Genomic DNA, 24,379 nt, shown 5'->3' with positions numbered 1-24,379 from the left:
AAGATAGGGGTTTCCAAATTGGAATTGGCCCTTGTTCAGCTAGTTACCATTCTACCAAAAAAATGGCGAATTACCATTCAAATCTGACGAGTTTATACGGAGATTAAGATTTTCAATCACTGGCATTTGTTTTTTATATAAAAAAAGACCTTGCAAGTTTCCTTACAAGGTCCACAAACTTAATTAGTCTTGGTTATTTCTGATAACAAAACCGCGTTTTTTGTCGTTGCTGCGGCGATTGTTTTTACGGGCACCATCTTTTGAATAGTTGCCGCGGGCTTTGTTGCCGTTGCCGCCGCCACGGTTCCCACCGTTTTCTTTGCGGTTACGATTGCCGCCATTGCTGTTATTGCTGCGACGACCATTTTTGTTGAATGATTTTTTCCCTTGAGGCAATGGACGCTCTGGTGTGATCTTGACTGGTGCTAAATCAGCAGGATCTTTCGCCATGGTTTTTAGAAGCAATGCTGCTAAATCTTGTGCAGAATAACGTTCTAATAGATCGTCAGCTGCTTGCAAGTATTTATCCAAACCATTTTCATCCAATTTGGTTTCAACAGATTCGATTGCGGCACCTAGTTGACCTTTGAATGCTTCTTTTTCGGTCGGTGGGCGCATTGGTGTCATCCGTTTTTTCGTTAAGTTTTCAATGACGTGCAGATAGCTCATTTCGTTTGGTGTAACGAAAGTCACAGACATTCCGCCTTTTCCAGCACGGCCAGTACGTCCGATCCGGTGAACATAGCTTTCAGGATCTTGAGGAATATCGTAGTTATATACGTGTGTCACGCCAGAGATATCCAATCCACGAGCTGCAACGTCTGTGGCAACTAAGATATCTAGTTGACCACTTTTGAATGAACGCAAAACGCTCATTCGTTTTTGTTGAGAAAGGTCTCCATGAATACCTTCTGCTTTATAGCCGCGGGCTTCTAAGCCGCGCGCCAATTCATCGACACGACGTTTCGTACGACCGAAAACGATGGTCAATTCTGGCGTTTGCACATCCAATAAGCGAGTCATGATATCAAATTTTTCGTAATCTTTTGAACGAACATAGTATTGATCAATCAAATCAGCGGTCATTTCTTTGGCTTTGATCTGTACATGTTCAGGCTCTTTCATGAATTTCACGCCGATATTTTTGATTGCTGGCGGCATTGTTGCTGAAAATAGCAACGTTTGACGAACATCTGGAACTTGGCTGATGATTTTTTCAATATCTTCCAAGAAGCCCATGTTCAACATTTCGTCTGCTTCATCTAATACAAGTGTTTCAACGGTGCCTAATTTCAAGGTATGGCGGTTGATATGGTCTAACATACGTCCTGGCGTACCAACTACGATATGGGGACGATCTTTTAGTTGACGGATTTGACGGCCGATATCGGCTCCACCGTAAACTGCTTGTACACGAATTTTTTTGTCTTTACCAAGACGGTACAATTCTTCTTGGGTTTGGATCGCTAATTCACGGGTTGGGGCAATCACTAATCCTTGTAGTTGATGGTTCGTTGGGTCAATTTTTTCTAACATTGGCAAACCAAATGCGGCGGTTTTACCAGTACCGGTCTGTGCTTGACCGATCACGTCTTTGCCTGCTAAGGCTAATGGAATCGTTGCTTCTTGGATGGGTGTTGCTTCTTCAAAGCCGGCACGCTCAACAGAAGTCAATAATTCGTTGGATAATTCTAGATCTTTAAATTTCAAATGGATCCTCCTAGGCTGGTCATCTTTTCGATGCCTGTTTTTCTATCATCGAAGCGTAGGTTAGTTCTTCAGAAACACAAGAGTAGTCCCATTTACTCTTATCTTTCTCTTGGTACCGAAAAACCGCTTCACGAAGGCATTATAAAAGGCTAAAACAAGTGTTGTTTGTCTCAGCCATCATTTTATCTCAAAACGTCAATGTTTTTTACAGTAATCATTCTGTGCTTCATCTTTCGGCGTTAGATAAGTATAACACGCTTTGAAAGTTTCAGCAAGATTTCAACTCCCTTTTACATTCCTTTTAGTGCATCAACGACTTCACTCAGGCCCATGCCATTGCTGCCTTTGATCACTAGGCTATCGGAAGGTTCTAAAGTTTCTATTAAGGAGGCGATCAGCTGTGGTTTTTCATCGATCGCAAAATAGCGCACCTTATCAGCAAGTGGTGACTGAGCTAGTCGTTTTTGCAATGCTTGCATTTCTTTGCCATAAAGAAAAACTAGTTGGAACGAGTCGTCTAAGTGTGCGGCCATCTGCTCGTGCATTTGTGCAGAATCTGGTCCTAATTCAAGCATATCTGCCAATACGGCGATCCGTCGTCCTGCTAAAGGCAATTTGCGGAAGCTATCCAATACAAGACCCATGGCCGTCGGATTGGCATTGTAAATATCGCTCAAAATCGCTGCCCCATTACCAGCAGTCACCCATTGGGTCCGATTTTTCGTCAATTGAAAATGCGCCAAGCCTTCCTTGATCGCTTCATCTGCTACACCAAAATGACGTCCTATCCCGATCGCGATCAAGGCATTTTTGACATTATAGCCGCCTAAGACCGGCAGGGTAAAGGTGGTACCTGCTACCGTAAAAATCGTCTGATCTTGCGATTCCTCCACGATGTCTCCTTGTAGATCTCCCTCAGTTAAGCCAAAAGTTTCAATGGTCTGCGTTAAATTGGGAACAAAGGGCTCTAACAATGGTTCATCAGCTGGCATCATAAAGAAGCCGTCTTTTTTCAATCCTGCGGTGATCTCCATTTTCGCTTTGGCGATCCCTTCTCTGGACCCTAAGTTTTCAATGTGGGCTTCGCCTATCAACGTGATAGCGGCAGCGTCAGGTTCTGCTAAGCGCGAAAGGACTTCGATTTCACCTGCATGATCCATTCCCATTTCTAAAATCAACACTTGGGTATCTTCTGGCGCATGCAAGATAGTCAAAGGCACGCCTAGTTCATTGTTGTGGTTGCCTTGGGTTTTATAGGTCTGGTACTTTTGGGCCATGACCGCTTCCACCATATCTTTGGTGGTCGTTTTCCCGTTACTTCCAGTAATACCGATGATTTTCGGTGCAAGCTTTTCTTTATACGCTCGTGCCAATTGTTGAAACGCTTTGACGGTATCCGTGACAGGAATCACAAGGATGTCTTGCGGCGGTTCGATCGTAGGGTGGCTCCACAGTGTGGCGATCGCACCATTGTCTTTGGCTTGTTGGGCAAATTCATGGCCGTCACGGGTCCCCGCTAAGGGAACAAAAAGACTGTTTTCTTTGATCAGACGGCTGTCGAATTCCACAGAGGCAAGTGGCGTTTCATTTTCAATTTGCTGACCAAATACGGCAGCGGCTTCTTTTACAGTAAAATTCATCAGGTTCGCTCCTTTTTCCTAAAAAAAGAAAGCACAAGATCGCTTCAAGTATTTTCCTTGAGTTGAGCTGGCTTTCTTCCTGCTATTTATTCTGCTTCGTTTTCTGCTTCTTTTTCTGTTGCTTCTACATTGGTCAAGAACGAACGTCTTTGATTGAAACGATTCATCCCTAATTGGATCAATTCTTCAATCAAATCCCCATAAGGCAAGCCGGTCTTCTCCCATAGCAGTGGGTACATGCTGAATTCAGTGAACCCTGGCATCGTGTTCAGCTCATTTAAAAAGAGCTCATTTTTATTGGTCAAAAAGAAATCACAACGGCTCAATCCGCTGCCGCCTAGCATTGTATAGGCTTTTTTCGCAAACTCTTGGGCTTTGGCTTGTGTTTCTTCGGGAATTTGTGCAGGAATCTGCATCTCGATTCGGTTGTCAATGTATTTGGAATTGTAATCATAAAAGGCAACATCTTTCACGATTTCTCCCGGCATGGTGGTCCGCACGTCTTCGTTTCCAAGAACAGCGACTTCGATCTCACGAGCTTCGATTCCTTGTTCAACGATCGCTCGGGTATCGTAGCGATACGCTTCTTGCAACGCATTTTGCAGTTCTTCGCGGTTCTCGGCTTTCGAGATACCGACACTTGAGCCCATGTTGGCTGGTTTGACAAACATCGGATAAAGGAGACTGCCTTCGCATTGATCAAAAATCTTTTTCGGATTTTCTTTCCACGCATTTTTCAAGACTGGTACATACGGAACTTGCGGAATTCCCGCAGCTTGCAAGATGTACTTGGTCATGATTTTGTCCATCCCGCAGGCACTAGTCAAGACACCGGCTCCGACATAAGGCATTCCGATGGTTTCTAAAAACCCTTGGATCGTGCCGTCTTCGCCGTTTGGTCCATGGAGCAATGGAAAGACGATCGCGTTTTCTTCATAAATTGCCCCAGGTGAAATTTCTTCCCCTTTGGTCTCTTCGTTGGTCAATGCCAAAGTATCTGGTGACGTTGGCGCCTCAGACAATAATGGGCCTTTTAACCAGCGTCCTTCTTTGGTGATCATTACTAATTGAACTTGGTAGTAATTATAATATACAGCATTAACAACTGAAAAAGCGGATAACAGTGATACCTCATGTTCTGCACTGCGTCCCCCGTATAATAAAATGATTTTCAAAAGAATTTCCTCCTGTATTCATTGATTCTACCAAACTAAGTCTTCCACATTTTAGCACAAAATCGACCGACCGGCATTAAATCTTGCAGAAATTTCTTTAAGCTTACACAGTCGTTAGTTGAATGTTTTTCATTTTGTCAGTACTATGAATATATCACGGCACGTTTAAAGAGGTGGGACTTATGACAGAACAAACCGCTCCTTCTAGAAAAGGACGATTAAAACAAATCGTTCAAGTCTTTTTGAAATACAAAGTCGTTCAAAATATCAGCAAACAGCAGCACCCCGAAATGGTGCGTCAAGCGTTTGAAGAATTAGGACCAACATTTATCAAGATCGGGCAGATGCTTTCGGTCCGCAATGATCTGCTTTCCAGCACCTTCGTTGATGCCTTCAAGCAGCTACAGGACAATGTCAAAAGTGATCCATTTCCCAAGGTCAAAGCACTGCTGGAAGCAGAACTGCAGCAACCGCTAACGGAAGTTTTTTCCGCTTTTGATGAAATTCCAGTCGCCTCAGCTTCCATCGGACAAGCCCATCGAGCAAACTTGCTCAGCGGCAAAGAAGTGATCGTCAAAGTACAGCATCCGGGGATCATTGCGGCGATCCAAGTGGATCTCGATCTTTTTGAAAAAGCCCTGCCGTTGGTTCGCGCAATTCCAGAAGCCAATGTAGTGGATTTAAAAAGCGTGCTAAGCGAAGTCCGACGATCCCTTGCCAATGAAACGAATTTTTTGCAAGAGATGAAAAATGCACAGGAATTCTACCGCAACAATCACCAAGACCCGCAGTTGGCATTGCCTAAAGTTTATCCCGAATGGTGTACTCAAAAAGTATTAGTCATGGATTACATGGCCGGTGAAAGCTTGAATTGCTTGCTGACCCGCAACAATCAAGACATCGTTTATGACAATCAGTCCGTGAAAGCCGTGAAAAAACAAGTGGGCACGCTATTAGTCGAAAACTTTATGAAGCAAGTCTTTGAAGATGGCTTCTTTCACGCTGATCCGCATCCTGGCAATCTTTTTTTACATGTCTTCACAGATCAAGCCAATCGACCAAAACCATTTCAGGTCAAGCAGCGCGTCGGTGTCCTTGGCGGTGTCGATTATTCGTTGAAATGGCAAGAAGAAGCGGTCATGCCGCCTTACCAAGTGATTTTCTTGGACTTTGGGATGATGGGGCATTTGGATCTGTCTTTACGCAGCCGTTTAGCCGATGCGTTGATTGCTCTTTATACCCAAGACACCCAAGAAGTCGGTAAAGCTGTCTTGCGGTTGTGCAACAGCAGCGGCAGTTCCTTTGACGAAGTCGCCTTCTACCAAGACCTACAAAAATTTGTTGAAAACTACTATAATATGCCGCTAAAGGATATCGACTTGCAAAAAGTGATGGCGGAAGTGATCACGATCTGCCATGATAACCAACTGCAGATGCATCGAGACATCACCTTGCTGATCAAGGCTTTTGGCACCTTGGAAGGTGTGATCAAAGCTTTAGACCCCGAATTGTCAATGATGGAAGTCACTCAGCCCTTTGCACAAAAATATTTCCTACAGCAGCTGAGTATTGAAGATGAGGTGAAAAAAAGCGCCTTGGCAACCGCAAAAAGCTTGCGGGCACTTAGCCATCTTCCTGATCGGACCTTGGCTGTCTTAGACACGTTTGCGACTGGTAAACACCGGTTGAATCTAGAAATCCGCGAACAAAAACAGCTATTGGACCGCTTTGATCAGATGGTCAATCGACTGGTGATCGGTATTATTCTAGCTGCGGTCATCCTTGGTTCTTCTTTATTGGTGGTGGCTAGTCCGCAACAAGGAGCTTTCGTCCATCAGATGGGGATCTTCGGATATACCTTGGCATTTTTCGCGATCGTGGCTTTAGTTGGTAAATACTTCTATGATCGTTTTCGTAAGAAATAAATAAGCACCTTCAATTCCCGTGTTTCATGCAGAAGCTGGGTCTTGAGGGTGCTTATTTTGCAAGGGTCTGTCGCAATTCGTTTTCAAAGATTCGTTTGAAGGCTTCCCGATCCTCTTTCGTAAAAGGTTTCGGTCCTTTTGTGCGCTTGCCTGCTTTACGCATCTGCGCACCTAAGTAGCGTTGTCCGAGTAAAAAATCGATCGTTTCTGGCAAATACTCTGTGCCATTATGGTGAAAAACCCGCGCTTTTTTCGGCAAGACCAACGAGGCTAAGCCATAATCTTGGGTGACGAGAAAATCGCCGGGTTCTATTTCCTTCACGATTTCATAATCCGCGCGATCCGAGCCTTTGTCGACATAGACAAAGTGAACGTGGGCAGGATAATCTTTGGTCGTATAATGATCGACACTGGTCACGATCACTACCGGCAGCTGATACTGCTGAGCCAGTTCAATCACTTCATTTTTCACTGGCGAACCGTCGCCGTCAATAAAAAGCCGCATCTGCTTGCTCCTCTCACAAATTTCTTCGTTTACAATTACTTCTATTGTAAGAGGAGCACCTAGAAGATGCAAGCAGACTTTGCGGTATTTTCATTTCAGTCTTGCTCAATGAGGGAACTAGAATGACGATCTTTCTTTCACTAACGAGCAGTTAAGCTCACCTATCAACTTTAGAAAAGGCTCGTTCCTTCAGCTCATAAACGACATCGCAAGCCTTTGCTACTTCTTGTTCATGGGTCACTAAGATAATACATTTTTTTTGCTCATGGGCAATTTCTTGAAACAGTTTAACGATTTCTTTGGAGGTCGTTTCATCCAAGTTTCCAGTCGGTTCATCGGCTACGATCAGCTCATGCTCACAGCACAACGCGCGAACGATAGCGACCCGCTGCTGTTGCCCACCCGATAATTGGGTCACTTTTTTCAGTGCCAGCTCTTCTGTGATGCCAACTTTGGCTAAGTTGGCTAAAGCATAGGCCTTTTTATCGGCTTGCTGTGACTTGGCGATCGCCATGGCTGTGATCACATTGTCCAGTGCCGACATATAAGGCAGTAGATTATAGGCTTGGAACACGATGGAAACATCTTTGCGACGATATTCCCGCAATCCGATTTTCGCTAACGTTTCTTCGTTGTAAAGGATCTTTCCTTCTTTCGGGGTATCTAGGCCCGTGATCAGCGACAAGAAGGTTGTTTTCCCCGATCCGCTGGAACCTAAGATCGCATACATCTTGCCAGGTTCAAAGGTCAAATCAACGCCACGAAACAGCGCTTCTGCTTCGCTTTGATACCAATAGCCTAATTGTTCTGTTCGTAATGTCATGTCGTTCCTCCTAAGAAACCAAGATTTTTTTCGGATTCAACCGCAAAATGCCCGCGGAAGAGAGTAAGATCGAGCCAAAACTGATCCCTAGACCGAGTAATGCCAATAGACCAATTTGTTGAGGGGAAACGGTGATTTCTAAGGACTCCACTTCTGCTGATTGGGTGAAGGATGGGAAAGAACCACCACGATTGCCGCCCATTTGCGGCATCTCCCCGCCTCCAGGACCAGCGTTTTCAGTGGCTGCTTGGTCAGTCGTCGTCTCCGTTTGTTGCGCCAATAATTGCTCTCCGACAGCATTACCGACAAGATTGCCGCTAGCGGCCGCAATCCCTAAAGCAAACACCATACAGACAAAAATCTCTGTGAAAAATTGTAGAATCACTTTGGCCCGTGACTCACCTAAAGAGAGCAATACGCCAATCTCATAGCGACGTTCCCGAATCGACATCATCACGATCAACGTCAAAATAATGATACCGGCAGCAGCAACTAAGACAATAATATTTTTTGCAAAGCTAGCGACATTATTCAACGGTGTCAGCATCGATTGATACATTTGATCGTTGGTTTGGATGCTGTAGGTTTCTGTATCGATCAACCCTTCTGCTTCTTCCACGAATGCTGTCATTTCAGACGGATCACTCAAGGTATAAGTTGCCGAATCAATGGTGTCCTCATTGCCGCTCAACGTATTGGCAAGGGTATAAGAAGCAAAGATCGTGTTGGCTGGGTTGAGAAAGTTAAACATTTGGCTCATGCTGTTGCCAACTTCACTCGTTTCATAGATCCCTTTGATAGTCACTTCTACTTCATTGTCCTCTGCATCAGTGATCGAAAACGTATCTCCGACCGCCAAATCATTCGCTTCAGCTAGTGAGGATTCGATCAGGACTTGGTTCGTACCTTCATCCTCAGAAGTAATGCCTTCCCCATCCGTGATCGTCGCTGTTCCTTCCGAAAAAGTCGTATACGCCGCACTGGTTGATACGCCAGTGATTTGGAAATCACCTGTACTCATACTCCCACCAGGCATACCTCCTGGCATACCGCCCATTTGCCCCGACTCGCTGCTATCGGTTGCTTCTGACTCTGTCGAGGAGTCACTGCTAGAGATCGGTTCGATCCCGCTGACGGCATCAGCGGAGGTACTGACTTCAAAACTATATGAAGCAACCCCGTCTAAATCAGCGATTGCTTGGGCATCTGTGATCGCTACGGGTGTCGATTGAAAACTCCCTGGATCTGGTCGGGTGCTCTGGTCATCGCTGTCAGATGAAGAACTTCTTTGCTGAAAAGCCTGCTCACGGTTGGCTTGCAACGTCACGGTTGCGCCGACACTTTTCTGAGCATTTTCAGTCGCTACTAGCGCTGCACTGCGAATCGTCAAACCCGCCAATACAAAAATCAAGATTGCAGAAAATACAGCGATCAGCAACAGGCTCCGGCCTTTTTTCGCCCATAAACTTTGAAGACCTCGTTTCAAAAAATTCATCTTTGTTCCTCCTGAATAGCTATTTATTGTCTTTCGACTATAAGGATCCTAGCTTAAATTGAACTTAAACCATCTCCTGATTTTTTGAATCGTAGAAACAGACCGCAGCTGCTTCCTGCGATCTGTTGATTTTTTGGATAAACATTTGGTGATGATTGGCGAAACTTCAACTAACGACCAAAACCACCGCCCATCTGATTGGTTGTCGCCGTTGCACCTGATTGGGTCAAGTTAGCGATCGTATCCGTGACGGACAATGTTCCTAATTCTGTCCCATCACTAAGGGTTCCGCCAGCATAATAACCGGAGACTGCTTGTGCATCATTTGTTCCCCCACTGACCAATGTATAGCTGCTATCGGTCAAATCTGGGCTAGAAAGAACCACGTGTTGGTAGCTTTTGCTTGGTGCATAAGACAAGATCGTCTGTCCTTGACTATCCTTTAAGGTCACTAGGGTCTCTGCTGATTGGGTTTGATCGAAACTGATTCCGATCGACTGTTGACTACCACCGCTAACGTTCATGGCCATATCGGTCGTGCCTGCCGCTAACAAGACGCCGCCGGTGAGTTCAAATGTGCCGTTATAGTCCAAAGCACCATTACCTCCGGTCGTTGGACCATTTACGATGACGACGCCATCACTCATGGTGACATTGCCATTACTATCTAGGCCGTCCCCTTCGGCATCAATGACCAACGTTCCACCAGTGATCGTGATCTGTTTACTGTCATCCGCGGTATCGCCACCGCCAGGGCCGCCACCAAAACTGTCTTGACCAAATTGTCCCGTTGTTTCATCCGTATCACTGCCACCACCGGCATTGATCCCGTCATCGCTAGCCACGACGTGTGTCGTGCCACCAGCAATCGTGATTACACTTGCTTCTAGTCCTTCATAGGATTCTTCGATAGAAATCGTTCCGTCGGAGATCGTCAATTCATTGTCGGCGTGGATCCCATCATCGCCACTGCTGGCAGTGATCGTACCACCTGCAATGTTGATCGTATCATTGGCATGCAAGCTATCATCCGCACTATCGATCGCAAAGGTACCACTGGTGATGGTCATCACACCGCCAGCTTTCAATCCTTTGTAACTTTCATCCGTCACTAGCGACTGACTTTGTGCCCCATCAGCCGTTTTGATCGTAATATCAGCTGATTGTACGCTTAAATTTGTTTCTGCTTGAATCCCGTCACGACCACTTTGGATCGAAAAAGTACCACCATCGATCGCAACGTAGCCTTTTTCCTCATCTTCCGTATTATTCGCTTGGATACCATCTCCTTCAGTGGTGTTCAGTGTGTAGTTCCCCGCCAAGATCGATACGGAATCTTTTCCTTTGATGGCGTTGTTTTTCGCTGTGATTTCAATCGTACCACCTGCTAAAACCAAATCATCTTTGCTGCGCAGTCCGTTGCTGTAATTTCCTGTGATCACCAGCGTCCCATCGCCATTGATGGACAAATCTTCTTTACTATAAAAGGCAGCATCTGGTTCTGTCTCGCCTTCAGCCAAGGTGTAGCTGCTGCCATCCGTCAGAGTATTCGTCGTATCACTGGCTAAGGTCGTGATGACTTTTTCTGCTTGTTCGATGACGACGGCCGCCCCGTCTTCATTGGTGATCGTGACACCTGCAAAGATCAGATGGACTTTTTCTTCTTTGTTGACGTTGACAACCAGTTGCCCATTACTTAACGACCCGCTGACGACATAGGTGCCGGCTTGGGTGATCGTCACGGTTTGGTCTTCCACTGAAACGCCATCAACAGCCGTCGTGTCGCTGCCATTCAATTCAAGTTGCGTAGCAGTTGCCTCATCGTAGGAAGCATCAACATCTTCTTCTTCGTAACTACCGTAATAGTCCACAGAATCATCAAGGGTCGTTGAAACGTTGGTCACTGCGGCCGAACCAGAAACAGCTGCTGCGGAACTGGAACTGCTGCTCGTGCTAGTACTATCGGTTTGCCCGCAAGCGCCTAAGAGCAGTGATGAGAGCAAGAGTGGATAAATGAGTTTTTTCATAAAAGGTTCCTCCTTCTACAGCTCATCGCGGTTAGCGGTGAGCTTGCCTAAAACAACAGGTAAATTGCCATTACGAACCCGAACTTCATCAATGATTTGCTTTTCTTGCGCTTGGTCTTTTAACAGCAACTGATAGCGCAATTCATACAAGCTTCCCATCGTCGTCGTTCGAACCGATGTCAGTTTGGCAGAATGCGTATATTTTTCAAAGAGATCATCGAATAATTGCGGATAATCCAAATCTTCCGGAATCGTGACCTTCAGTTCCCGTTCACTCGTAGCTTGTCGATCGCCAAAGGGCACCGTATATAAAAGGGTCAAGAAAAGCGCCACGATAATGGAAAAAATGACCACATAGCCGACATACCCCATCCCAGTTGCCAGACCGATCCCCATCGACCAAAAGACGCTGGTGATCTCTCTAGAACCCCCGGGAACCGAGCGGAAACGAATCAAACTGAAAGCGCCTAAGATCGCCACCCCTGTGCCAAGATTGCCGTTGACTAGCATGATCACCGATTGAACGAGAATCGGTAAGACTGCCAAGGTAATGACGAAGTTTTTCGTATAGACATTGCGGATCATATGGATCGCTGCCACTAATAACCCTAAAAGCAATGAGGCGGCGATACAGATCAATAAGCTACTCCATTCAAGGGTGCTCGTATCGCCAGAAAATAGACTAGATAACATGTAACCGTTCCTCCTTCTTGAATAAATGCCGTTGATAGGTTTGGGCATACTTTGAAAAGCTGCCTTTGCGCACACTGTATTTGTTCAGTAGTTCCACAAACCATATTGGATAAGAGCCGAGGGCTTTGACTTCCATCAACACTCCGACTTCCGGTGCGACTAGCGCACCGTCACTGCCAGAACCTAACATGAGATCACAGGTGCGAAAGCGAATGTTTTGATCGAACGTCACGCGAAATTCACTATCATCATCAACAAACAGCGACAGGCGATCATAGGCAATCAAGACTTTCGGCAGTAGGTCCGGGTTTTTCTTAAATAACCAGTGGATCTCCGCGGCGATTTGCGGGGCTTCCTCCATTGACGGCAAGACCCCCGTTTGCATCCAACGGCAATAGTCAGCATAGGGCATCGGAACGCGGCGTTTGTAGACCACGCCACTGACTTTCTTTTTGATCTCTAAAAAAATCAACTGTTGTTCTGTCGGTACCCCATAGCTACGGACCCGAAATTTTTCTTTGTATTTCGGTTTGTCCATCGAATGACGAATAAAGCGGTAATCCTGGGTATCGTAATACAAGGACATAATCGTGTGTTGCCCATATTCATCGATCGCCATTTTTTGCTGCAACTCGCCAAGAAATGCTGGAAATTGCTCCTTAGTTAATAGATATTTCGTCTCTTTTCTTTGAAAGACTTTTTTTAATTTCATAAAATGTTCCTCCCTTGAAATCCATGCACTGAATTTACGGCAGCTATCTTAAATGCAGCTTAAGACAAAACAGTTTTTTTAAGCATTTTTTATGCTATTCGTGCTATTCTTATCCTTAAAGAGGTGGGAACATGATTAAATTATTAGTAATCGAAGATGACAAAACATTATCTGAAAATATGAAAGAAATCATCAGCGAAATCGGTGAAGTCACTCAAGCATATGATGGCAGCGAAGGCTTGTACGAGGCAGAAACGGGGATCTATGACTTGATTATTCTTGACTTGATGATGCCTGAGATGAACGGCTATGAGGTGCTTTCAGCATTGCGAAAAAAAGGACTCCAAACACCCGTCCTGATTTTGACCGCTAAAGACGGCTTAGAAGACAAAGTAACCGGCTTTCAAAAAGGGGCTGATGATTATTTGACTAAGCCTTTTTATCGGGAAGAGTTATTGATGCGGATCAAAGCGTTACTAAAACGCTCCTTAGGTTTGTTCAATGAAAATACACTGGAATATAATGGATTGCTCTGTAACCTTGGCACCAACGAGGTCAGCTACCAAGGAGAGCTTTTACCGATTCAAGGGAAAGAATTTGAGCTACTACTTTATTTTCTACAAAATAGAAACATTATTTTGACCAAGGAACAGATTTTTGATCGCATCTGGGGATTTGATTCAGAAACGACCCTAACTGTCGTCGAAGTCTACATGAGCAATCTGCGAAAACACTTGCGCCAGACAGGAATCGACAAAGAGATCCGCACGTTGCGAAATGTCGGCTATATCATGCAAGGAGCCTAGTCTATGAACAAAGAACGCACTAAGAGACAACGACTGCACTCTTTTCTCCTAAATGTCAGTGCCTTTGCCTTGGTTTTCTTACTTTTAGGAACCATCGTCCTCCAATTATTCAACCAATCGGCTTATCGACAAACCGACATTTCTTTGGAACAAGCAGTCAAAGATACCCGCTTGATCCAAGCAGAGATCAGCGCTTCGCAATCCAATCTAGAGGTATTGCCGCCGGATAGTGCCATGCCAAAGATCCCTGGGACCAATCGCTTCAATACCCAGTTGATCCTCTGGTCTGAGGACGGCGAGATTTTAAACAAACAGACCTTAGGCGGACGTTTTTCACAATTGGCAAGTCTATCTTTAGATACGAGCCACTTAGACAGTATCACGTCTTTTTCAGTGGTGGATCAGTCCTTGTCAGAGGAAGAAGAAACCCTTTTGTTTCGCTCAATCACCACTAAAGCCCCAACCAATGACGCCGGGGTCGGCTATATCCAAGTCTTAGCGAACACCAATCAAATCAAAAATGCCATGAACAATTTCCAAACCATCTTGATTTTATCGATGATTTTTTTCTGGATTCTCTCGATCGGGATCAGCTACTTGCTTTCCAGCTTGAACATGCGCCCGATTTTAGCCTCGTGGAAGAAACAACAAGAATTTGTCGAAAATGCTTCTCACGAGCTGCGCACACCATTGACGATCATTCAAAACAGTCTGGAGCGCCTGTTTACCAAGCCCAATCATACGATCATTGAAGAATCTGAAAGCATTGCCCAAGCGTTAGCGGAAACCCGGCGGCTGACTGGTTTAACGGCGGACCTGCTGACGATCGCCCGCAGTGATTCCAATCAACTGCTGTTAACGAAAGAAACCGTCGAATTAGCTCCGTTTATCGATGACTTAGTCAAACCTTTCAAAGAAATTGCCGAATTGGATCAAAAACATTTTATTGTCGAAAATTTTGCCAAAACGACCGCTTGCTTTGACCAAAAGAAAATTCATCAAGTCCTCGTGATTCTCCTAGATAATGCCTTAAAATATACCAGCAGCGGTGATAAAATTACGCTCTTATCGGAGATTTCTAACAAGCAATGGCTGCTCGAGGTCAAAAATACTGGCCCAACTATTTCCGATGAAGAGAAAGCTCGCATCTTTGACCGCTTCTACCGCGAGGATCGTTCCCGCTCCAAGGAGACCGGCGGCTATGGTTTAGGCTTAGCAATCGCCAAGCAAATCATCGAAGAGCACAAAGGACAAATCCAGGTCAAAGATTTGCAGCCACGAGGGGTTATTTTTCAGATTCGCTTACCTAAAGAAGGATAAAGGAGAAAAACAAATGCAGGTCATCACCCTTAAAGAACAACCTGAATACTTAGCAGAAGCCATTCGTTACTTCCAAAATCAGTGGGCTAGCCCCAACTCCCTCATGGTTTATGAGGATAGCCTGACCCATAGTTTTTCAGCAAATCCTTTGCCGCAATGGCTGCTGCTGGTCAACGAAGAAATCGCAGCAGACGGACGTTATCAAATCATCGGCTGCGGCGGCTTGATCCCCAACGACTTCATCAGTCGGATGGATTTGACCCCTTGGCTTTGCGCCTTGTATGTGGACCCTTTGTGGCGTGGCCAAGGCGGTACCCGCCTTTTGATCGAAACAGCCAAGCAACGTGCTGCTGGAGCTGGTTTTGATTCTCTGTATCTATGTACGGATCTTTCTACTTTTTATGAGAAGTTTGCTTTTGAACCGATTGGCACTGGTTACCATCCTTGGGGAGAATCTTCCACCATTTATCGCTGTTCCCTCACTTAAATAAACAAAAAAAGCTGTGAACAAAAATGTTCACAGCTTTCTTCACTCACAGTACTATTGCTAGTAGAATACCCTATCTCCACAAAAGGAATATTCCGACACCCTACAAATCCGGTAGGTTGCTTACGCGGTGTGCCTCTGCTATCAATCTGGTCAGCTAATGCTAGACCTTCTCGACTCGTCGCATGAGGATTACTTTACCATAAAATTAGTCGGAATACTACTGTTTTTTATAAAATTAAAACTGCTGATACGCATTTCTCAAGAAAGAGTGCTTATCAGCAGTTTTTCATGAATCAATGGTTATTTTTCAATAGAAACATTCCCATCGACGGTTAAAAAAACTTAGGATAAGAAGGTCGCTACTTTGGTCGTAATCAAATCGATGGCTACGTGGTTTTCGCCGCCTTCTGGTACGATCACATCAGCATACCGTTTTGTCGGTTCGATGAATTGATGATACATTGGTTTTACGACCGTCAAGTATTGTTCGATCACAGAATCCAACGTCCGGCCACGTTCTTCCATATCACGTTTGATTCGGCGAATAATCCGAATATCATCGTCTGTATCAACATAAAGTTTAATATCCATTAAATTACGTAATCGCTCATCTTCTAGAATCAAGATCCCTTCCAAGATAATGACTTCTTTGGGTTCTTGAATGATCGTTGCTTCGCTGCGAGTATGAGCGACATAATCATAGACAGGTTTTTCGATCGTTTGATATGCAAGCAGCTGCTGCAAGTGATCGATCAACAAATCAGTATCAAATGCAAAAGGATGGTCATAGTTGGTGTTCAACCGTTCTTCAAAGCTCAGATCACTTTGGTCTTTATAGTAGGAGTCTTGTTCAAGCATCATAATAGAATGGTTGGGGAAATGATTAAAGATCGCCCGACTCACGCTTGTTTTTCCACTACCTGATCCACCTGTCACACCAATAATAATGGGCTTGCCATTCGTCATTCAATTAACCTCTTTCATCTTAAAAAATTCACACTGGTTCTATTATAGCGAAAATTCGGCAAATTACTACTGTTTCTGAAGAATCAGTGCTGTAATAAAGGAAGTAATTGCTGCAAACGTTCGATCTCATAAGTAGGCTGAATCTCACCACTGTTTTTTTTCTTTGGATTGAACCAAATCGTATCGATCCCTGACAATTGTCCGCCTAAGATATCTGAAGTCAGTGAATCGCCAATGATGACTGTTTCTTGTTTTTTTACGTTTGGTATGCGAGCAAACACGTAGTCAAAATATTCTTTCATTGGTTTTTGATACCCTGTATCTTCTGAAACAAAAATATCACGGAAATAGGGCTTTAATTTGGCATCTTCCAAGCGGCGGTATTGGGTTTCAGAAACCCCGTTGGTCACCACGTATAGGTCAAAATGCTGCGCCAACTCCGCTAAGATCTCATCACTGTTGTCTAACAGTTTATGTCCTTCATTTAGAAATTCTCGGTACGCCAATTCAACTGCTGGGCTATCGACCTGAATGCCTTGCGTTTCAAAAAACAAACCGAAACGCTCATTGATGACTTGGTCTCTCGTGATTTTTCCTTGCTCAAACTGCTGCCACAAATCATGATTGATGGTTTGATAGCTTTGTTTGCGCTCTGGGGTCATTTCCAAGCCATGAGCTTCAAATAGTGCTTTTAAGGCTTGATCTTCGGTATCTTGAAAGTCGAGGATCGTGTCATCGACATCAAATAATAATGTTTTATACTTCATTTTCTCCCTCTTTCTCAGCGGAAATGCGCCGCCAATCCTTTTAATTCTTCTTGTCTCAACGAGCGATAACTGCCCACTGCTAAATCATCTGGTAGAACCAGCGAACCCATCGCTGTTCGTTTCAGCTGAATCACTTTTTTTCCCCGAGCTAGAAACATCTTCTTCACTTGATGGAATTTGCCTTCAGCAATTTCTAACGAAACAAAGGAACGATCCACTCGTGCATCGATGATCGTTAGGGCAGCTGGTTTGCAAGTGACACCGCCATGAAAGGTGATCCCTGCGGCAAATGCTGTCACATCCTCAGGGGTCACCAAGTCATTGACCACCACTTCATACCGCTTGGTCACTTTTTTGGTGGGATGTAGCAAGTCATAGCCTAACTGACCATTCGTCGTAACTAATACCAACCCTTCCGTGTCCCGATCCAATCGACCGACGGCATAAAGATCTGGGTGCTGATCCTTTGGTGCAATCAAATCGATCACTGTCTGGTGCTGTTGATCCAGATTGGCTGTAACGACACCATTGGGCTTATTGACGATATAATAGCGTTCCTGTGTTTCCAGCTGCCGCCCCGCAACCATGACTTGATGCAAGGCACTGTCGACATTGCGCTCGGGTCTTCGCTCAATCCTTTGATCCACAAGGACCTTTCCTTGCTGGAACAACCGCTTCATCTCTTTCCGAGAAGTATTCAATTGTTGCTCGATCACTTTATCTAAACGCATAAGTTCTTCTCCATAGTGGCTATTATAGCTCAGGATCTAGCGAAAGGAAACTGCTGGGATTTCATATGATTTGACTTTCTTTGTCTTTTTGCGTAAGGTTAAAGAGTAAAGTAAATATAGTTTCTCATACACAGCGTTATGACCTGGTGGAGAAAAGTTGAACCAAAACTTTCTGGGGCAGTTGTGTACACAACTGCCCTTTTGCGTGTTTTCACTCACGTACCACTTAATGTGCAGAGTTAACAAAATTTGCTTAAAAAATCTCGTTATTAACGAGAAAATTTTAGGAGGAATTGAGTTATGTCAGTATCATTAGAAGTTACGAAAAGAGAAGTTCGCCCACGTTCTTTACGGAACAAGTTGCGTCACGAAGGAAAAGTACCTGCAATTGTCAATGGGTACAAAGTAGAAAGCACACCGATTGCTGTCAATGCAGCAGAATTAGAAAAGATCTTGCGTGAAAATGGATTGAATACCGTTATTACGATCAGTTTAGAAGGTAAAAAAGCCAATACACTGATCAAAGAGTATCAATCAGATACCTTCACACGCAATTTAACCCACGTTGAATTCCTATCTGTCGATATGAATGAAGAAACCGAAGTAGAAGCAGAAGTAACCTTGATTGGCGAATCTGCTGGTGTCAAAGCTGGTGGTGTTCTAGCACAAAACTTGTATACAGTCGTTGTATCAGCAACACCAGACAAATTGCCGGAACGTGTTGAGATCGATGTAACGTCATTAGAGATCGGTGATTCATTAACAGTGGCTGATCTGCCTAAGAACGACGAGTACACGATCGTGACCGATCCAGAAGAACAAATCGTTGCGGTTACTGAACCACAAGAAATCTCTGAAGATGAAGAAGCCGGCGAAGCTGCTGAGCCAGCAGTTATCGGTGAAGACGAAGAATAATCATAGACCGACATTCTTATAATCGCGTCTTCAATCAACAGACAGTTCTAAGAAATGTAAGACTCTTGAAGGGCTTTCCCTTTAAGAGTCTTTTTCATTCTTACGAAGGGCTAGTGCGCTGCAACTGGCTATTTTCCGCTGAAAGGCGTCATTGGAAAACTTTGTCCAACCATCCCAACAAATTTTTAAGAGAATATTTAAAATGCGTCGCTGACCAAAAAGAAAAGCAGAAGTAGTTGCATTTTTGACGGTTCTTCATTATGATAAATAGACAAATTTGATGTTAATGGCAAGCCTACTTGAAGGAGGGGTTTATTATGTTTGAAACATTTGATGATCACCGCAGTCGTTACGCTTCTGGCGGTATTGTTCAAACACTACCTAGCGAACTGATCGATAGTATATGGTTAATCATTGATCTTGATTTAAAAGGGTTTATTCCGTTGACAAATCTGCTCACCTTTGAAGTCCAAAACAATCATGGTCGTGTCACCCTGCTTTTTTCTCAAGCCCAAAGTCAAATCGAACTTGGTGTTGATCTACCGTACCGGTATTCCGACCTGTATCCCCAAAAAGTCTATGTATATGACGATGGGCAACGGCAAACGATTTTATTGCCTAGTGAGACCCGTTAACGTCCATTCCTATTGATTTTTTATAACGATACCTATATAAAAAACCACCCTTTTTGTTTTAGAAGGTGGTTTTTTTTTGCATCCCTCCTCTCATTTAATTTTATCTAGCAGCAATTTCAAATAAATGCTCGACAAAAACCTCGTTTTTTATTACGTTTTATTGACTATTTTTTGTGCATTAAAATAACGAGTGAATTTCCCTTATAATAAGGACAGTTGTAAAATTCAGCTGAAAGAGGTGCATGATGTTGAAAAATATTCTTGAAAAAGATATTATGCAAATGCTGCGACTGTCCACAACACTCTTAACCGAAAATCCCCTCCCCTTGAGTAAAGCTGCTGCCGCCCAAAATCTCTCTGTCAAAACGATCCGTCGACTGTTATCAAGCTATTTAAACGAGGATCTTTCCTTCCACTATGATGTAGAACAAGGACATATTCGCGCAAACCATCGTTTGCAGCAGCCATCAACCGGCCACTCCCTGTCCCATACAGAAATGATTGCTGCACTGTTCAACAAAAGCGTGAATTATCAGCTTCTCTTGCTCTTGTTAAAAATGCCGACTATTTCCTTTGCAGATCTCTACAAACGCTATTATCTTAGCCCATCCAGTTTGCATCGGCGCTTTTCAGCCTTTTCCAGCTTTTTAGCACCTTATCAACTAGCTATCGATCGCCGCAGCTATCCTTTGATTACTGGCAATGAACGACAACTGCGCTATTTGCTTTTTCGCCTTACCCTCTTAGCAAACCCAACGCTTTCCCCCAAACAAGCGTTTCAAGAACTGAAGAAGATCCATCAGTTACGAGCAAAGGCTTTTTATCCTAGCACCCCCGCCCCGTTTACTCAGCAAATTTATCCAACATGTTTTGTGCCACGTTTTTATTTAGTCGATGAACGCAGCTACTTATTTTTATGGAAACAGCTGCTAACACTGGAACCTTTCTATGTGCCAACAGAAGAAGCCTTCCTTTTGCGACGAATCATCACGCCGATTTTGTTGGAGCATCCGCTCCAACAGCCGTTAGAGGTTCTTTTGCCGAAAATTTTTCAAACCCATCTGCTGGGGGCATTGTTGGAAGGCAATTTATTTGTCTATCCGCCACTAAACCCTCGCTTATCTGAACGTTCCCGACGTTTGGTCCAGGCTTTATTGACACAGCTTCCCCATTACGAAAAACTTTTAAAGAAGCACCCTGAGCTTCCCTTGCTTTATGAATGCATTTGGCAAGAGCTCTCTTTTTTCCAACCGATCATTGCCTTTCCCCAACAAAAAGAGCGCCCGCTTGAATAGCGGTACGCTCTTTTTAAAATCATTTTACTGTCAGTAAATTATTGTGCGTCAGCATCAACGATTTTCACTGAACCTTGCCATTGTTTTTCAACAAAGTCTTTGATTTCGTCTGAATGCAACACTTCGATCAATTTCTTGATTTTGTCGCTATCTTCATCACCACTGCGGACAGCGATCACGTTGACATAAGGAGAATTATCCGCTTCTAACAAAACAGAATCATCCGCTGGATTCAAATCGATTCCGAAGGCGAAGTTCGCATTGATGGCAATTAGGTCTGCTTCGTCGTTTTGATAAGCAGTCGCCAAAAGAGATGGATCGACGTCATGTTTAAATTCTAAGTTTTTCGGATTTTCAGCAATATCATCAAAGGTTGCCGTTTCTGTATCAACGCCGTCTTTTAAGGTGATCAAGTCAGCATCTTGTAAAATCGTTAGGATACGACCCCAGTCAGACTCAGAAGTGGAGGTAAGAACCGTTGCACCATCTTCTAGTTCCGAAATATCAGAGATTCGTTTTGAGTAAAGACCCATTGGCTCGATATGGATCGCACCGGCATTGACAAAGTCATAGCCATTGTCTGCGATTTGTTTGTTTAGATAAGGAATGTGTTGGAAGTAATTGGCATCGATATCACCATTTTCCAATGCTTTGTTTGGCAACACATAATCATCGAAGGTTTTGATTTCAAGGTCAATGCCTTCTTCTGCTAGTAAAGGTTTGGCTTGTTCTAAAATTTCCGCATGAGGGGTAACTGATGCACCGATCACTAATTTTGTTGATTCTCCCTCAGCCGCAGATGAGTCAGAGCTTCCTGAATTTGAGCCCGTTCCGCAAGCAGCTAAAGCGGCAGTTAATAATAACGTTGTTGCAATACCAAAAATCTTTTTCATATCCATTTCCTCCCATATTTTCCACTTTTTGTTCTTCGTTTCATTTACCGTTTGTCGGTGGCCTTCGCAAGGAAATCGCCGACCCCTTGGATAATGAAAACGATAATTAAAATAATCACTGTTGCGACAAGGGTAACAGTGTAATTTCCACGTTGAAATCCTTCTTGCCAAGCCAAAGCGCCTAGCCCACCGGCACCGATCGCGCCTGCCATGGCGGTATAACCAATCATTGAGATCGTTGTGACTGTCAGTCCTGAAATCAATGCCGGAACACTTTCTGGGATCACGATCTTATAAATGATCTCCCAGTAACTAGCGCCCATCGCTTCTGCTGCTTCAATCACACCGGGATTGACTTCACGAAAAGCAATTTCCACCATCCGAGCATAAAACGGTGCTGCCGATAATACTAATGCTGGGATCGCTGCTTTTGCCCCTAGGAACGAACCGACTAATAACGTTGTAAAGGGAATGATCAAAACCATTAAAATCATGAATGGTGTTGAGCGAAAGGCGTTACTGATGATGGAAACCACATTGTAGAAAATGTTGGCTCCCGCCGTTTGTTTACGCCCTAGTGAATAAAGCGCCAATCCTAGAAGCAAACCGATCACAACCACTAAAACCATGGAGAAGAAAGTCATAAACAAGGTGTCTAGGGTTGCTTGCTGCATGTTGGCCCAATCGACTTTTTCAAAATTAAAATAGGTTTCTACAAATGACTTATCCACGTTCAATCACCTCCACGCCTACTTGCTGCTCTTTGAAAAAGGTAATCGCTTTTTCGATCTCATTTGCTTCACCTGTCAATAAGACCGTCAAGCCGCCAAAGGATCCTTCATTGGTTTGTTGGATCTTTCCATAAACGACATTGACATCGATCTGGAAGCGGCGAATTGCTTGTGAAATGACTGGTTCATTGGCGTTGTCTTGCGTGAATGTCAAGGTCACTAAATGCCCTTGCGGATTTTCTCGTAAGAAGGCTTGCCGTAGTTCTTCGACATCTTCTTCTGGTTCCAAATCTTGCTGAACAAAACGTTTGGTCACTTCTTGCTGTGGGTTACGGAAAACCGATTGGACTGATCCTTCTTCCACGATCTGCCCATGCTCCATCACCGCGACCTTGTTGCAGATTTTGCGAATGACGTTCATTTCATGGGTAATCAGCACGATCGTCAAATGCAATTTTTTATTGATAGAAAGCAAGAGATCCAGCACTTCTTCTGTTGTTTGTGGATCTAACGCACTCGTTGCTTCATCACACAGCAAAATTTCTGGTTCATTCGCTAATGCACGAGCAATCCCGACTCTTTGCTTTTGTCCGCCAGACAATTGTGCCGGATAGGCAGTTTCCCGTCCTTCCAACCCAACTAACTTGATCAGCTCTTGCGCCCGTTGCCGTCGTTTTGCTTTTTCAACGCCTGCCAACTCCAATGGCAATTCGATGTTCTCCGCCACCGTTCGAGACCATAATAGATTAAAGTGCTGAAAAATCATGCCGATTTTTTTACGGAAGTTTCTCAATTCTTTGTTTTTCAATGCCAAAATATTTTGACCGTTAATGACTACATCTCCTGCTGTCGGCAATTCTAAGCCGTTCAACAAACGAACTAATGTACTTTTCCCAGCACCAGAGTAGCCAACGATTCCATAGATATCGCCTTTTTCCACTTGCAGTGAAACATCATTGACGGCGTGGACAGCCGTTTGCTTTTTGCCGAATGACTTTTTTACATGCGACAATTCGATTAATGCCATGTTATTCCCATCTTTCCTCTTTGGTTGGTTAAACACAAAAAAAGCTTTCATCCTCTGTACATTATACTGTTACAAAGGACGAAAGCACAACTTCCGCGTTACCACCTTGATTTACTGTCGATTCACATCAACAGCCTCGCTCAGTACTTGAATTGCTTCGCATACTGCTGCACTGTAACGGGTGCCTCCCGTGATAGGCTTGTTTCCACTCACCTATCATGCTCAAAGACCATCTTCCATCCTCTCACCGTCGCCCATTTGCACCAAACAGGGCTCTCTGTGTACGTTAAGAACATGTACTCTTCTTTTCAAAGCATTCATTTATTGAGCAAATTATAGCAACGTCTTATCCGACTGTCAATTCTTTTTGAAAAAATAGTCGTTTTTACAGATTTGACTTACAAAGCTTCAAATTGACTTGGGTCAACCTCTTTGAAGCTGACCAGCCAAGCATTCATTTCGTCTTCATCATTTAAGGTATCAATGGATTGATCGATTTTTTCATTTACGGAAGAAATCACGCCCGTCAATGGACTTGGAAATTCACTGACTGCTTTTTCCGCTTCTAGCTCAACAAGGGTCTCTCCTTGTTTTAAAGCAGTTCCTGCTTTTTGAATCGAAGCAAACGTGACCGCACCAAGTTCTTCTTGCGCTTCTTTTGTTAAACCGACACAATATTCTTTCCCGTTAAACAAAACCCACAAATTATCTTTTTTTCTTAAGCATTTCTTTTCCATGATTCTAGTAAGACTCCTTCATATTCATTTTCTTTAAATCCATTAATCAAAAAGCGGTCGCCGCTAACTAGCAGTGGGCGCTTGATCAACATACCATCGGTTGCCAGCACGTCGGCTGCGTCTTGGGCAGTCATGGTCGGCACTTTTTCTTTTAATTGCAATTCACGGTATTTCATGCCGCTTGTGTTAAAGAAACGGGTTAACGGTGCTTCGCTTGATTGGATCCAAGCCAGCAATTGTTCCGGTTGAGGCGGTGTGGTCACCATATCGATCGCTTCAAAGGGAATCTCGTGCTCTTCTAACCAACGCTTCGCATTTCGGCATGTACTGCATTTTGGGTACCAATAAAATGTAATCATGT

Annotated in this window: 24 protein-coding genes and 1 other annotated feature; of the genes, 7 read left to right on the top strand and 17 right to left on the bottom strand. The window is 44.1% G+C overall.

Annotated features, from left to right (window positions below):
- Window positions 1-183: 183 nt before the first annotated feature.
- The 3 genes from cshA to A5870_RS02045 form a co-directional block, all read right to left on the bottom strand.
- Window positions 184-1,710, bottom strand: coding sequence for a degradosome RNA helicase CshA (gene cshA, locus A5870_RS02055; protein WP_077452275.1), 1,527 nt, complete (start codon window positions 1,708-1,710; stop codon window positions 184-186).
- 290 nt (window positions 1,711-2,000) lie between these two features.
- Entirely contained in the window at window positions 2,001-3,350 is a 1,350-nt protein-coding gene (locus A5870_RS02050; RefSeq protein ID WP_086291641.1) for a UDP-N-acetylmuramoyl-tripeptide--D-alanyl-D-alanine ligase, read from the bottom strand.
- An 86-nt stretch (window positions 3,351-3,436) separates the two neighbouring features.
- Window positions 3,437-4,525 carry a D-alanine--D-alanine ligase gene (locus A5870_RS02045; protein ID WP_086291640.1) on the bottom strand — a complete coding sequence of 363 codons (1,089 nt, stop codon included), beginning with the start codon at window positions 4,523-4,525 and terminating at the stop codon, window positions 3,437-3,439.
- 182 nt (window positions 4,526-4,707) lie between these two features.
- On the opposite strand from A5870_RS02045, the gene A5870_RS02040 reads away from it, so the two are divergent.
- Window positions 4,708-6,450 carry an ABC1 kinase family protein gene (locus A5870_RS02040; protein ID WP_086291639.1) on the top strand — a complete coding sequence of 581 codons (1,743 nt, stop codon included), beginning with the start codon at window positions 4,708-4,710 and terminating at the stop codon, window positions 6,448-6,450.
- Window positions 6,451-6,502: 52 nt separating this feature from the next.
- Here A5870_RS02040 and A5870_RS02035 read toward each other — a convergent pair whose 3' ends face one another.
- The 6 genes from A5870_RS02035 to A5870_RS02010 all read right to left on the bottom strand — a co-directional run bounded on the left by A5870_RS02035 (window position 6,503) and on the right by A5870_RS02010 (window position 12,705).
- Window positions 6,503-6,955 carry a YaiI/YqxD family protein gene (locus tag A5870_RS02035; RefSeq protein WP_015510428.1) on the bottom strand — a complete coding sequence of 151 codons (453 nt, stop codon included), beginning with the start codon at window positions 6,953-6,955 and terminating at the stop codon, window positions 6,503-6,505.
- A 157-nt stretch (window positions 6,956-7,112) separates the two neighbouring features.
- Window positions 7,113-7,778, bottom strand: a complete 666-nt coding sequence (locus A5870_RS02030; protein WP_081117782.1) for an ABC transporter ATP-binding protein — start codon at window positions 7,776-7,778, stop codon at window positions 7,113-7,115.
- Between the two features lie 10 nt (window positions 7,779-7,788).
- A complete protein-coding gene (locus A5870_RS02025) occupies window positions 7,789-9,273 on the bottom strand; it encodes an ABC transporter permease (protein ID WP_077452279.1) in 1,485 nt (494 codons plus the stop codon).
- Between the two features lie 170 nt (window positions 9,274-9,443).
- Window positions 9,444-11,300 (bottom strand): carbohydrate-binding domain-containing protein, encoded by a 1,857-nt coding sequence (locus A5870_RS02020; protein WP_086291638.1) that lies wholly within the window; start codon window positions 11,298-11,300, stop codon window positions 9,444-9,446.
- Window positions 11,301-11,315: 15 nt separating this feature from the next.
- On the bottom strand, window positions 11,316-11,993 hold the full coding sequence (locus A5870_RS02015) for a DUF4956 domain-containing protein (RefSeq protein ID WP_077452281.1): 678 nt from the start codon (window positions 11,991-11,993) through the stop codon (window positions 11,316-11,318).
- Complete coding sequence (locus A5870_RS02010) at window positions 11,983-12,705, bottom strand: polyphosphate polymerase domain-containing protein (protein ID WP_077452282.1); 723 nt, start codon at window positions 12,703-12,705, stop codon at window positions 11,983-11,985. The genes A5870_RS02015 and A5870_RS02010 overlap by 11 nt, the downstream gene beginning before the upstream one ends.
- Window positions 12,706-12,836: 131 nt before the next feature.
- Between A5870_RS02010 and A5870_RS02005 the strand changes: the two genes are divergently transcribed.
- Genes A5870_RS02005 through A5870_RS01995 form a run of 3 tightly spaced genes read left to right on the top strand, consistent with a single transcriptional unit; the run spans window position 12,837 to window position 15,318 of the window.
- Window positions 12,837-13,511, top strand: a complete 675-nt coding sequence (locus A5870_RS02005) for a response regulator transcription factor (RefSeq protein ID WP_077452283.1) — start codon at window positions 12,837-12,839, stop codon at window positions 13,509-13,511.
- 3 nt (window positions 13,512-13,514) lie between these two features.
- A complete protein-coding gene (locus A5870_RS02000; protein ID WP_086291637.1) occupies window positions 13,515-14,831 on the top strand; it encodes a sensor histidine kinase in 1,317 nt (438 codons plus the stop codon).
- A 13-nt stretch (window positions 14,832-14,844) separates the two neighbouring features.
- Window positions 14,845-15,318 (top strand): GNAT family N-acetyltransferase, encoded by a 474-nt coding sequence (locus A5870_RS01995; RefSeq protein ID WP_086291636.1) that lies wholly within the window; start codon window positions 14,845-14,847, stop codon window positions 15,316-15,318.
- 345 nt (window positions 15,319-15,663) lie between these two features.
- On the opposite strand, the gene udk is transcribed toward A5870_RS01995, so the two are convergent.
- The 3 genes from udk to A5870_RS01980 all read right to left on the bottom strand — a co-directional run bounded on the left by udk (window position 15,664) and on the right by A5870_RS01980 (window position 17,785).
- Window positions 15,664-16,287 carry a uridine kinase gene (udk, locus tag A5870_RS01990; protein WP_005227927.1) on the bottom strand — a complete coding sequence of 208 codons (624 nt, stop codon included), beginning with the start codon at window positions 16,285-16,287 and terminating at the stop codon, window positions 15,664-15,666.
- 83 nt (window positions 16,288-16,370) lie between these two features.
- Window positions 16,371-17,054, bottom strand: a complete 684-nt coding sequence (locus tag A5870_RS01985; protein ID WP_086291635.1) for a YjjG family noncanonical pyrimidine nucleotidase — start codon at window positions 17,052-17,054, stop codon at window positions 16,371-16,373.
- A gap of 14 nt (window positions 17,055-17,068) precedes the next feature.
- Complete coding sequence (locus A5870_RS01980) at window positions 17,069-17,785, bottom strand: 16S rRNA pseudouridine(516) synthase (protein WP_086291634.1); 717 nt, start codon at window positions 17,783-17,785, stop codon at window positions 17,069-17,071.
- Between the two features lie 300 nt (window positions 17,786-18,085).
- Between A5870_RS01980 and A5870_RS01975 the strand changes: the two genes are divergently transcribed.
- The 3 genes from A5870_RS01975 to A5870_RS01965 all read left to right on the top strand — a co-directional run bounded on the left by A5870_RS01975 (window position 18,086) and on the right by A5870_RS01965 (window position 20,630).
- Complete coding sequence (locus tag A5870_RS01975) at window positions 18,086-18,700, top strand: 50S ribosomal protein L25/general stress protein Ctc (RefSeq protein WP_086291633.1); 615 nt, start codon at window positions 18,086-18,088, stop codon at window positions 18,698-18,700.
- A 317-nt stretch (window positions 18,701-19,017) separates the two neighbouring features.
- The gene (locus A5870_RS01970) at window positions 19,018-19,335 is read left to right on the top strand and encodes a DUF960 domain-containing protein (RefSeq protein ID WP_005233624.1); all 318 of its coding nucleotides are present in this window, start codon (window positions 19,018-19,020) and stop codon (window positions 19,333-19,335) included.
- Between the two features lie 242 nt (window positions 19,336-19,577).
- The gene (locus A5870_RS01965) at window positions 19,578-20,630 is read left to right on the top strand and encodes a helix-turn-helix domain-containing protein (protein WP_086291632.1); all 1,053 of its coding nucleotides are present in this window, start codon (window positions 19,578-19,580) and stop codon (window positions 20,628-20,630) included.
- 38 nt (window positions 20,631-20,668) lie between these two features.
- On the opposite strand, the gene A5870_RS01960 is transcribed toward A5870_RS01965, so the two are convergent.
- The 5 genes from A5870_RS01960 to A5870_RS01940 form a co-directional block, all read right to left on the bottom strand.
- The gene (locus A5870_RS01960; protein WP_077452288.1) at window positions 20,669-21,523 is read right to left on the bottom strand and encodes a MetQ/NlpA family ABC transporter substrate-binding protein; all 855 of its coding nucleotides are present in this window, start codon (window positions 21,521-21,523) and stop codon (window positions 20,669-20,671) included.
- A gap of 44 nt (window positions 21,524-21,567) precedes the next feature.
- Window positions 21,568-22,254, bottom strand: coding sequence for a methionine ABC transporter permease (locus A5870_RS01955; protein WP_060791558.1), 687 nt, complete (start codon window positions 22,252-22,254; stop codon window positions 21,568-21,570).
- On the bottom strand, window positions 22,247-23,281 hold the full coding sequence (locus tag A5870_RS01950) for a methionine ABC transporter ATP-binding protein (protein WP_077452289.1): 1,035 nt from the start codon (window positions 23,279-23,281) through the stop codon (window positions 22,247-22,249). The genes A5870_RS01955 and A5870_RS01950 overlap by 8 nt, the downstream gene beginning before the upstream one ends.
- Before the next feature lie 71 nt (window positions 23,282-23,352).
- Window positions 23,353-23,602 (bottom strand) — a binding site (T-box leader).
- 77 nt (window positions 23,603-23,679) lie between these two features.
- A complete protein-coding gene (locus A5870_RS01945; RefSeq protein WP_010749086.1) occupies window positions 23,680-24,018 on the bottom strand; it encodes a glycine cleavage system protein H in 339 nt (112 codons plus the stop codon).
- Window positions 24,000-24,377 carry an arsenate reductase family protein gene (locus A5870_RS01940; RefSeq protein WP_005233612.1) on the bottom strand — a complete coding sequence of 126 codons (378 nt, stop codon included), beginning with the start codon at window positions 24,375-24,377 and terminating at the stop codon, window positions 24,000-24,002. Before A5870_RS01940 ends, A5870_RS01945 begins: the two co-directional genes overlap by 19 nt.
- Between the last annotated feature and the right edge of the window lie 2 nt (window positions 24,378-24,379).

The sequence above is a fragment of the Enterococcus sp. 2G9_DIV0600 genome (assembly GCF_002140615.1).
Classification (GTDB): domain Bacteria; phylum Bacillota; class Bacilli; order Lactobacillales; family Enterococcaceae; genus Enterococcus_D; species Enterococcus_D innesii.
This window is presented reverse-complemented; position numbering and strand designations above follow the sequence as displayed.

Coding starts and splice junctions, on each gene's coding strand:
- A5870_RS02050 (WP_086291641.1), bottom strand. CDS start 3,350: ATGAATTTTACTGTAAAAGAAGCCGCTGCCGTATTTGGTCAGCAAATT.
- A5870_RS02040 (WP_086291639.1), top strand. CDS start 4,708: ATGACAGAACAAACCGCTCCTTCTAGAAAAGGACGATTAAAACAAATC.
- A5870_RS02035 (WP_015510428.1), bottom strand. CDS start 6,955: ATGCGGCTTTTTATTGACGGCGACGGTTCGCCAGTGAAAAATGAAGTG.
- A5870_RS02030 (WP_081117782.1), bottom strand. CDS start 7,778: ATGACATTACGAACAGAACAATTAGGCTATTGGTATCAAAGCGAAGCA.
- A5870_RS02025 (WP_077452279.1), bottom strand. CDS start 9,273: ATGAATTTTTTGAAACGAGGTCTTCAAAGTTTATGGGCGAAAAAAGGC.
- A5870_RS02020 (WP_086291638.1), bottom strand. CDS start 11,300: ATGAAAAAACTCATTTATCCACTCTTGCTCTCATCACTGCTCTTAGGC.
- A5870_RS02015 (WP_077452281.1), bottom strand. CDS start 11,993: ATGTTATCTAGTCTATTTTCTGGCGATACGAGCACCCTTGAATGGAGT.
- A5870_RS02010 (WP_077452282.1), bottom strand. CDS start 12,705: ATGAAATTAAAAAAAGTCTTTCAAAGAAAAGAGACGAAATATCTATTA.
- A5870_RS02005 (WP_077452283.1), top strand. CDS start 12,837: ATGATTAAATTATTAGTAATCGAAGATGACAAAACATTATCTGAAAAT.
- A5870_RS02000 (WP_086291637.1), top strand. CDS start 13,515: ATGAACAAAGAACGCACTAAGAGACAACGACTGCACTCTTTTCTCCTA.
- A5870_RS01995 (WP_086291636.1), top strand. CDS start 14,845: ATGCAGGTCATCACCCTTAAAGAACAACCTGAATACTTAGCAGAAGCC.
- udk (WP_005227927.1), bottom strand. CDS start 16,287: ATGACGAATGGCAAGCCCATTATTATTGGTGTGACAGGTGGATCAGGT.
- A5870_RS01985 (WP_086291635.1), bottom strand. CDS start 17,054: ATGAAGTATAAAACATTATTATTTGATGTCGATGACACGATCCTCGAC.
- A5870_RS01980 (WP_086291634.1), bottom strand. CDS start 17,785: ATGCGTTTAGATAAAGTGATCGAGCAACAATTGAATACTTCTCGGAAA.
- A5870_RS01975 (WP_086291633.1), top strand. CDS start 18,086: ATGTCAGTATCATTAGAAGTTACGAAAAGAGAAGTTCGCCCACGTTCT.
- A5870_RS01970 (WP_005233624.1), top strand. CDS start 19,018: ATGTTTGAAACATTTGATGATCACCGCAGTCGTTACGCTTCTGGCGGT.
- A5870_RS01965 (WP_086291632.1), top strand. CDS start 19,578: ATGATGTTGAAAAATATTCTTGAAAAAGATATTATGCAAATGCTGCGA.
- A5870_RS01960 (WP_077452288.1), bottom strand. CDS start 21,523: ATGAAAAAGATTTTTGGTATTGCAACAACGTTATTATTAACTGCCGCT.
- A5870_RS01950 (WP_077452289.1), bottom strand. CDS start 23,281: ATGGCATTAATCGAATTGTCGCATGTAAAAAAGTCATTCGGCAAAAAG.
- A5870_RS01945 (WP_010749086.1), bottom strand. CDS start 24,018: ATGGAAAAGAAATGCTTAAGAAAAAAAGATAATTTGTGGGTTTTGTTT.
- A5870_RS01940 (WP_005233612.1), bottom strand. CDS start 24,377: ATGATTACATTTTATTGGTACCCAAAATGCAGTACATGCCGAAATGCG.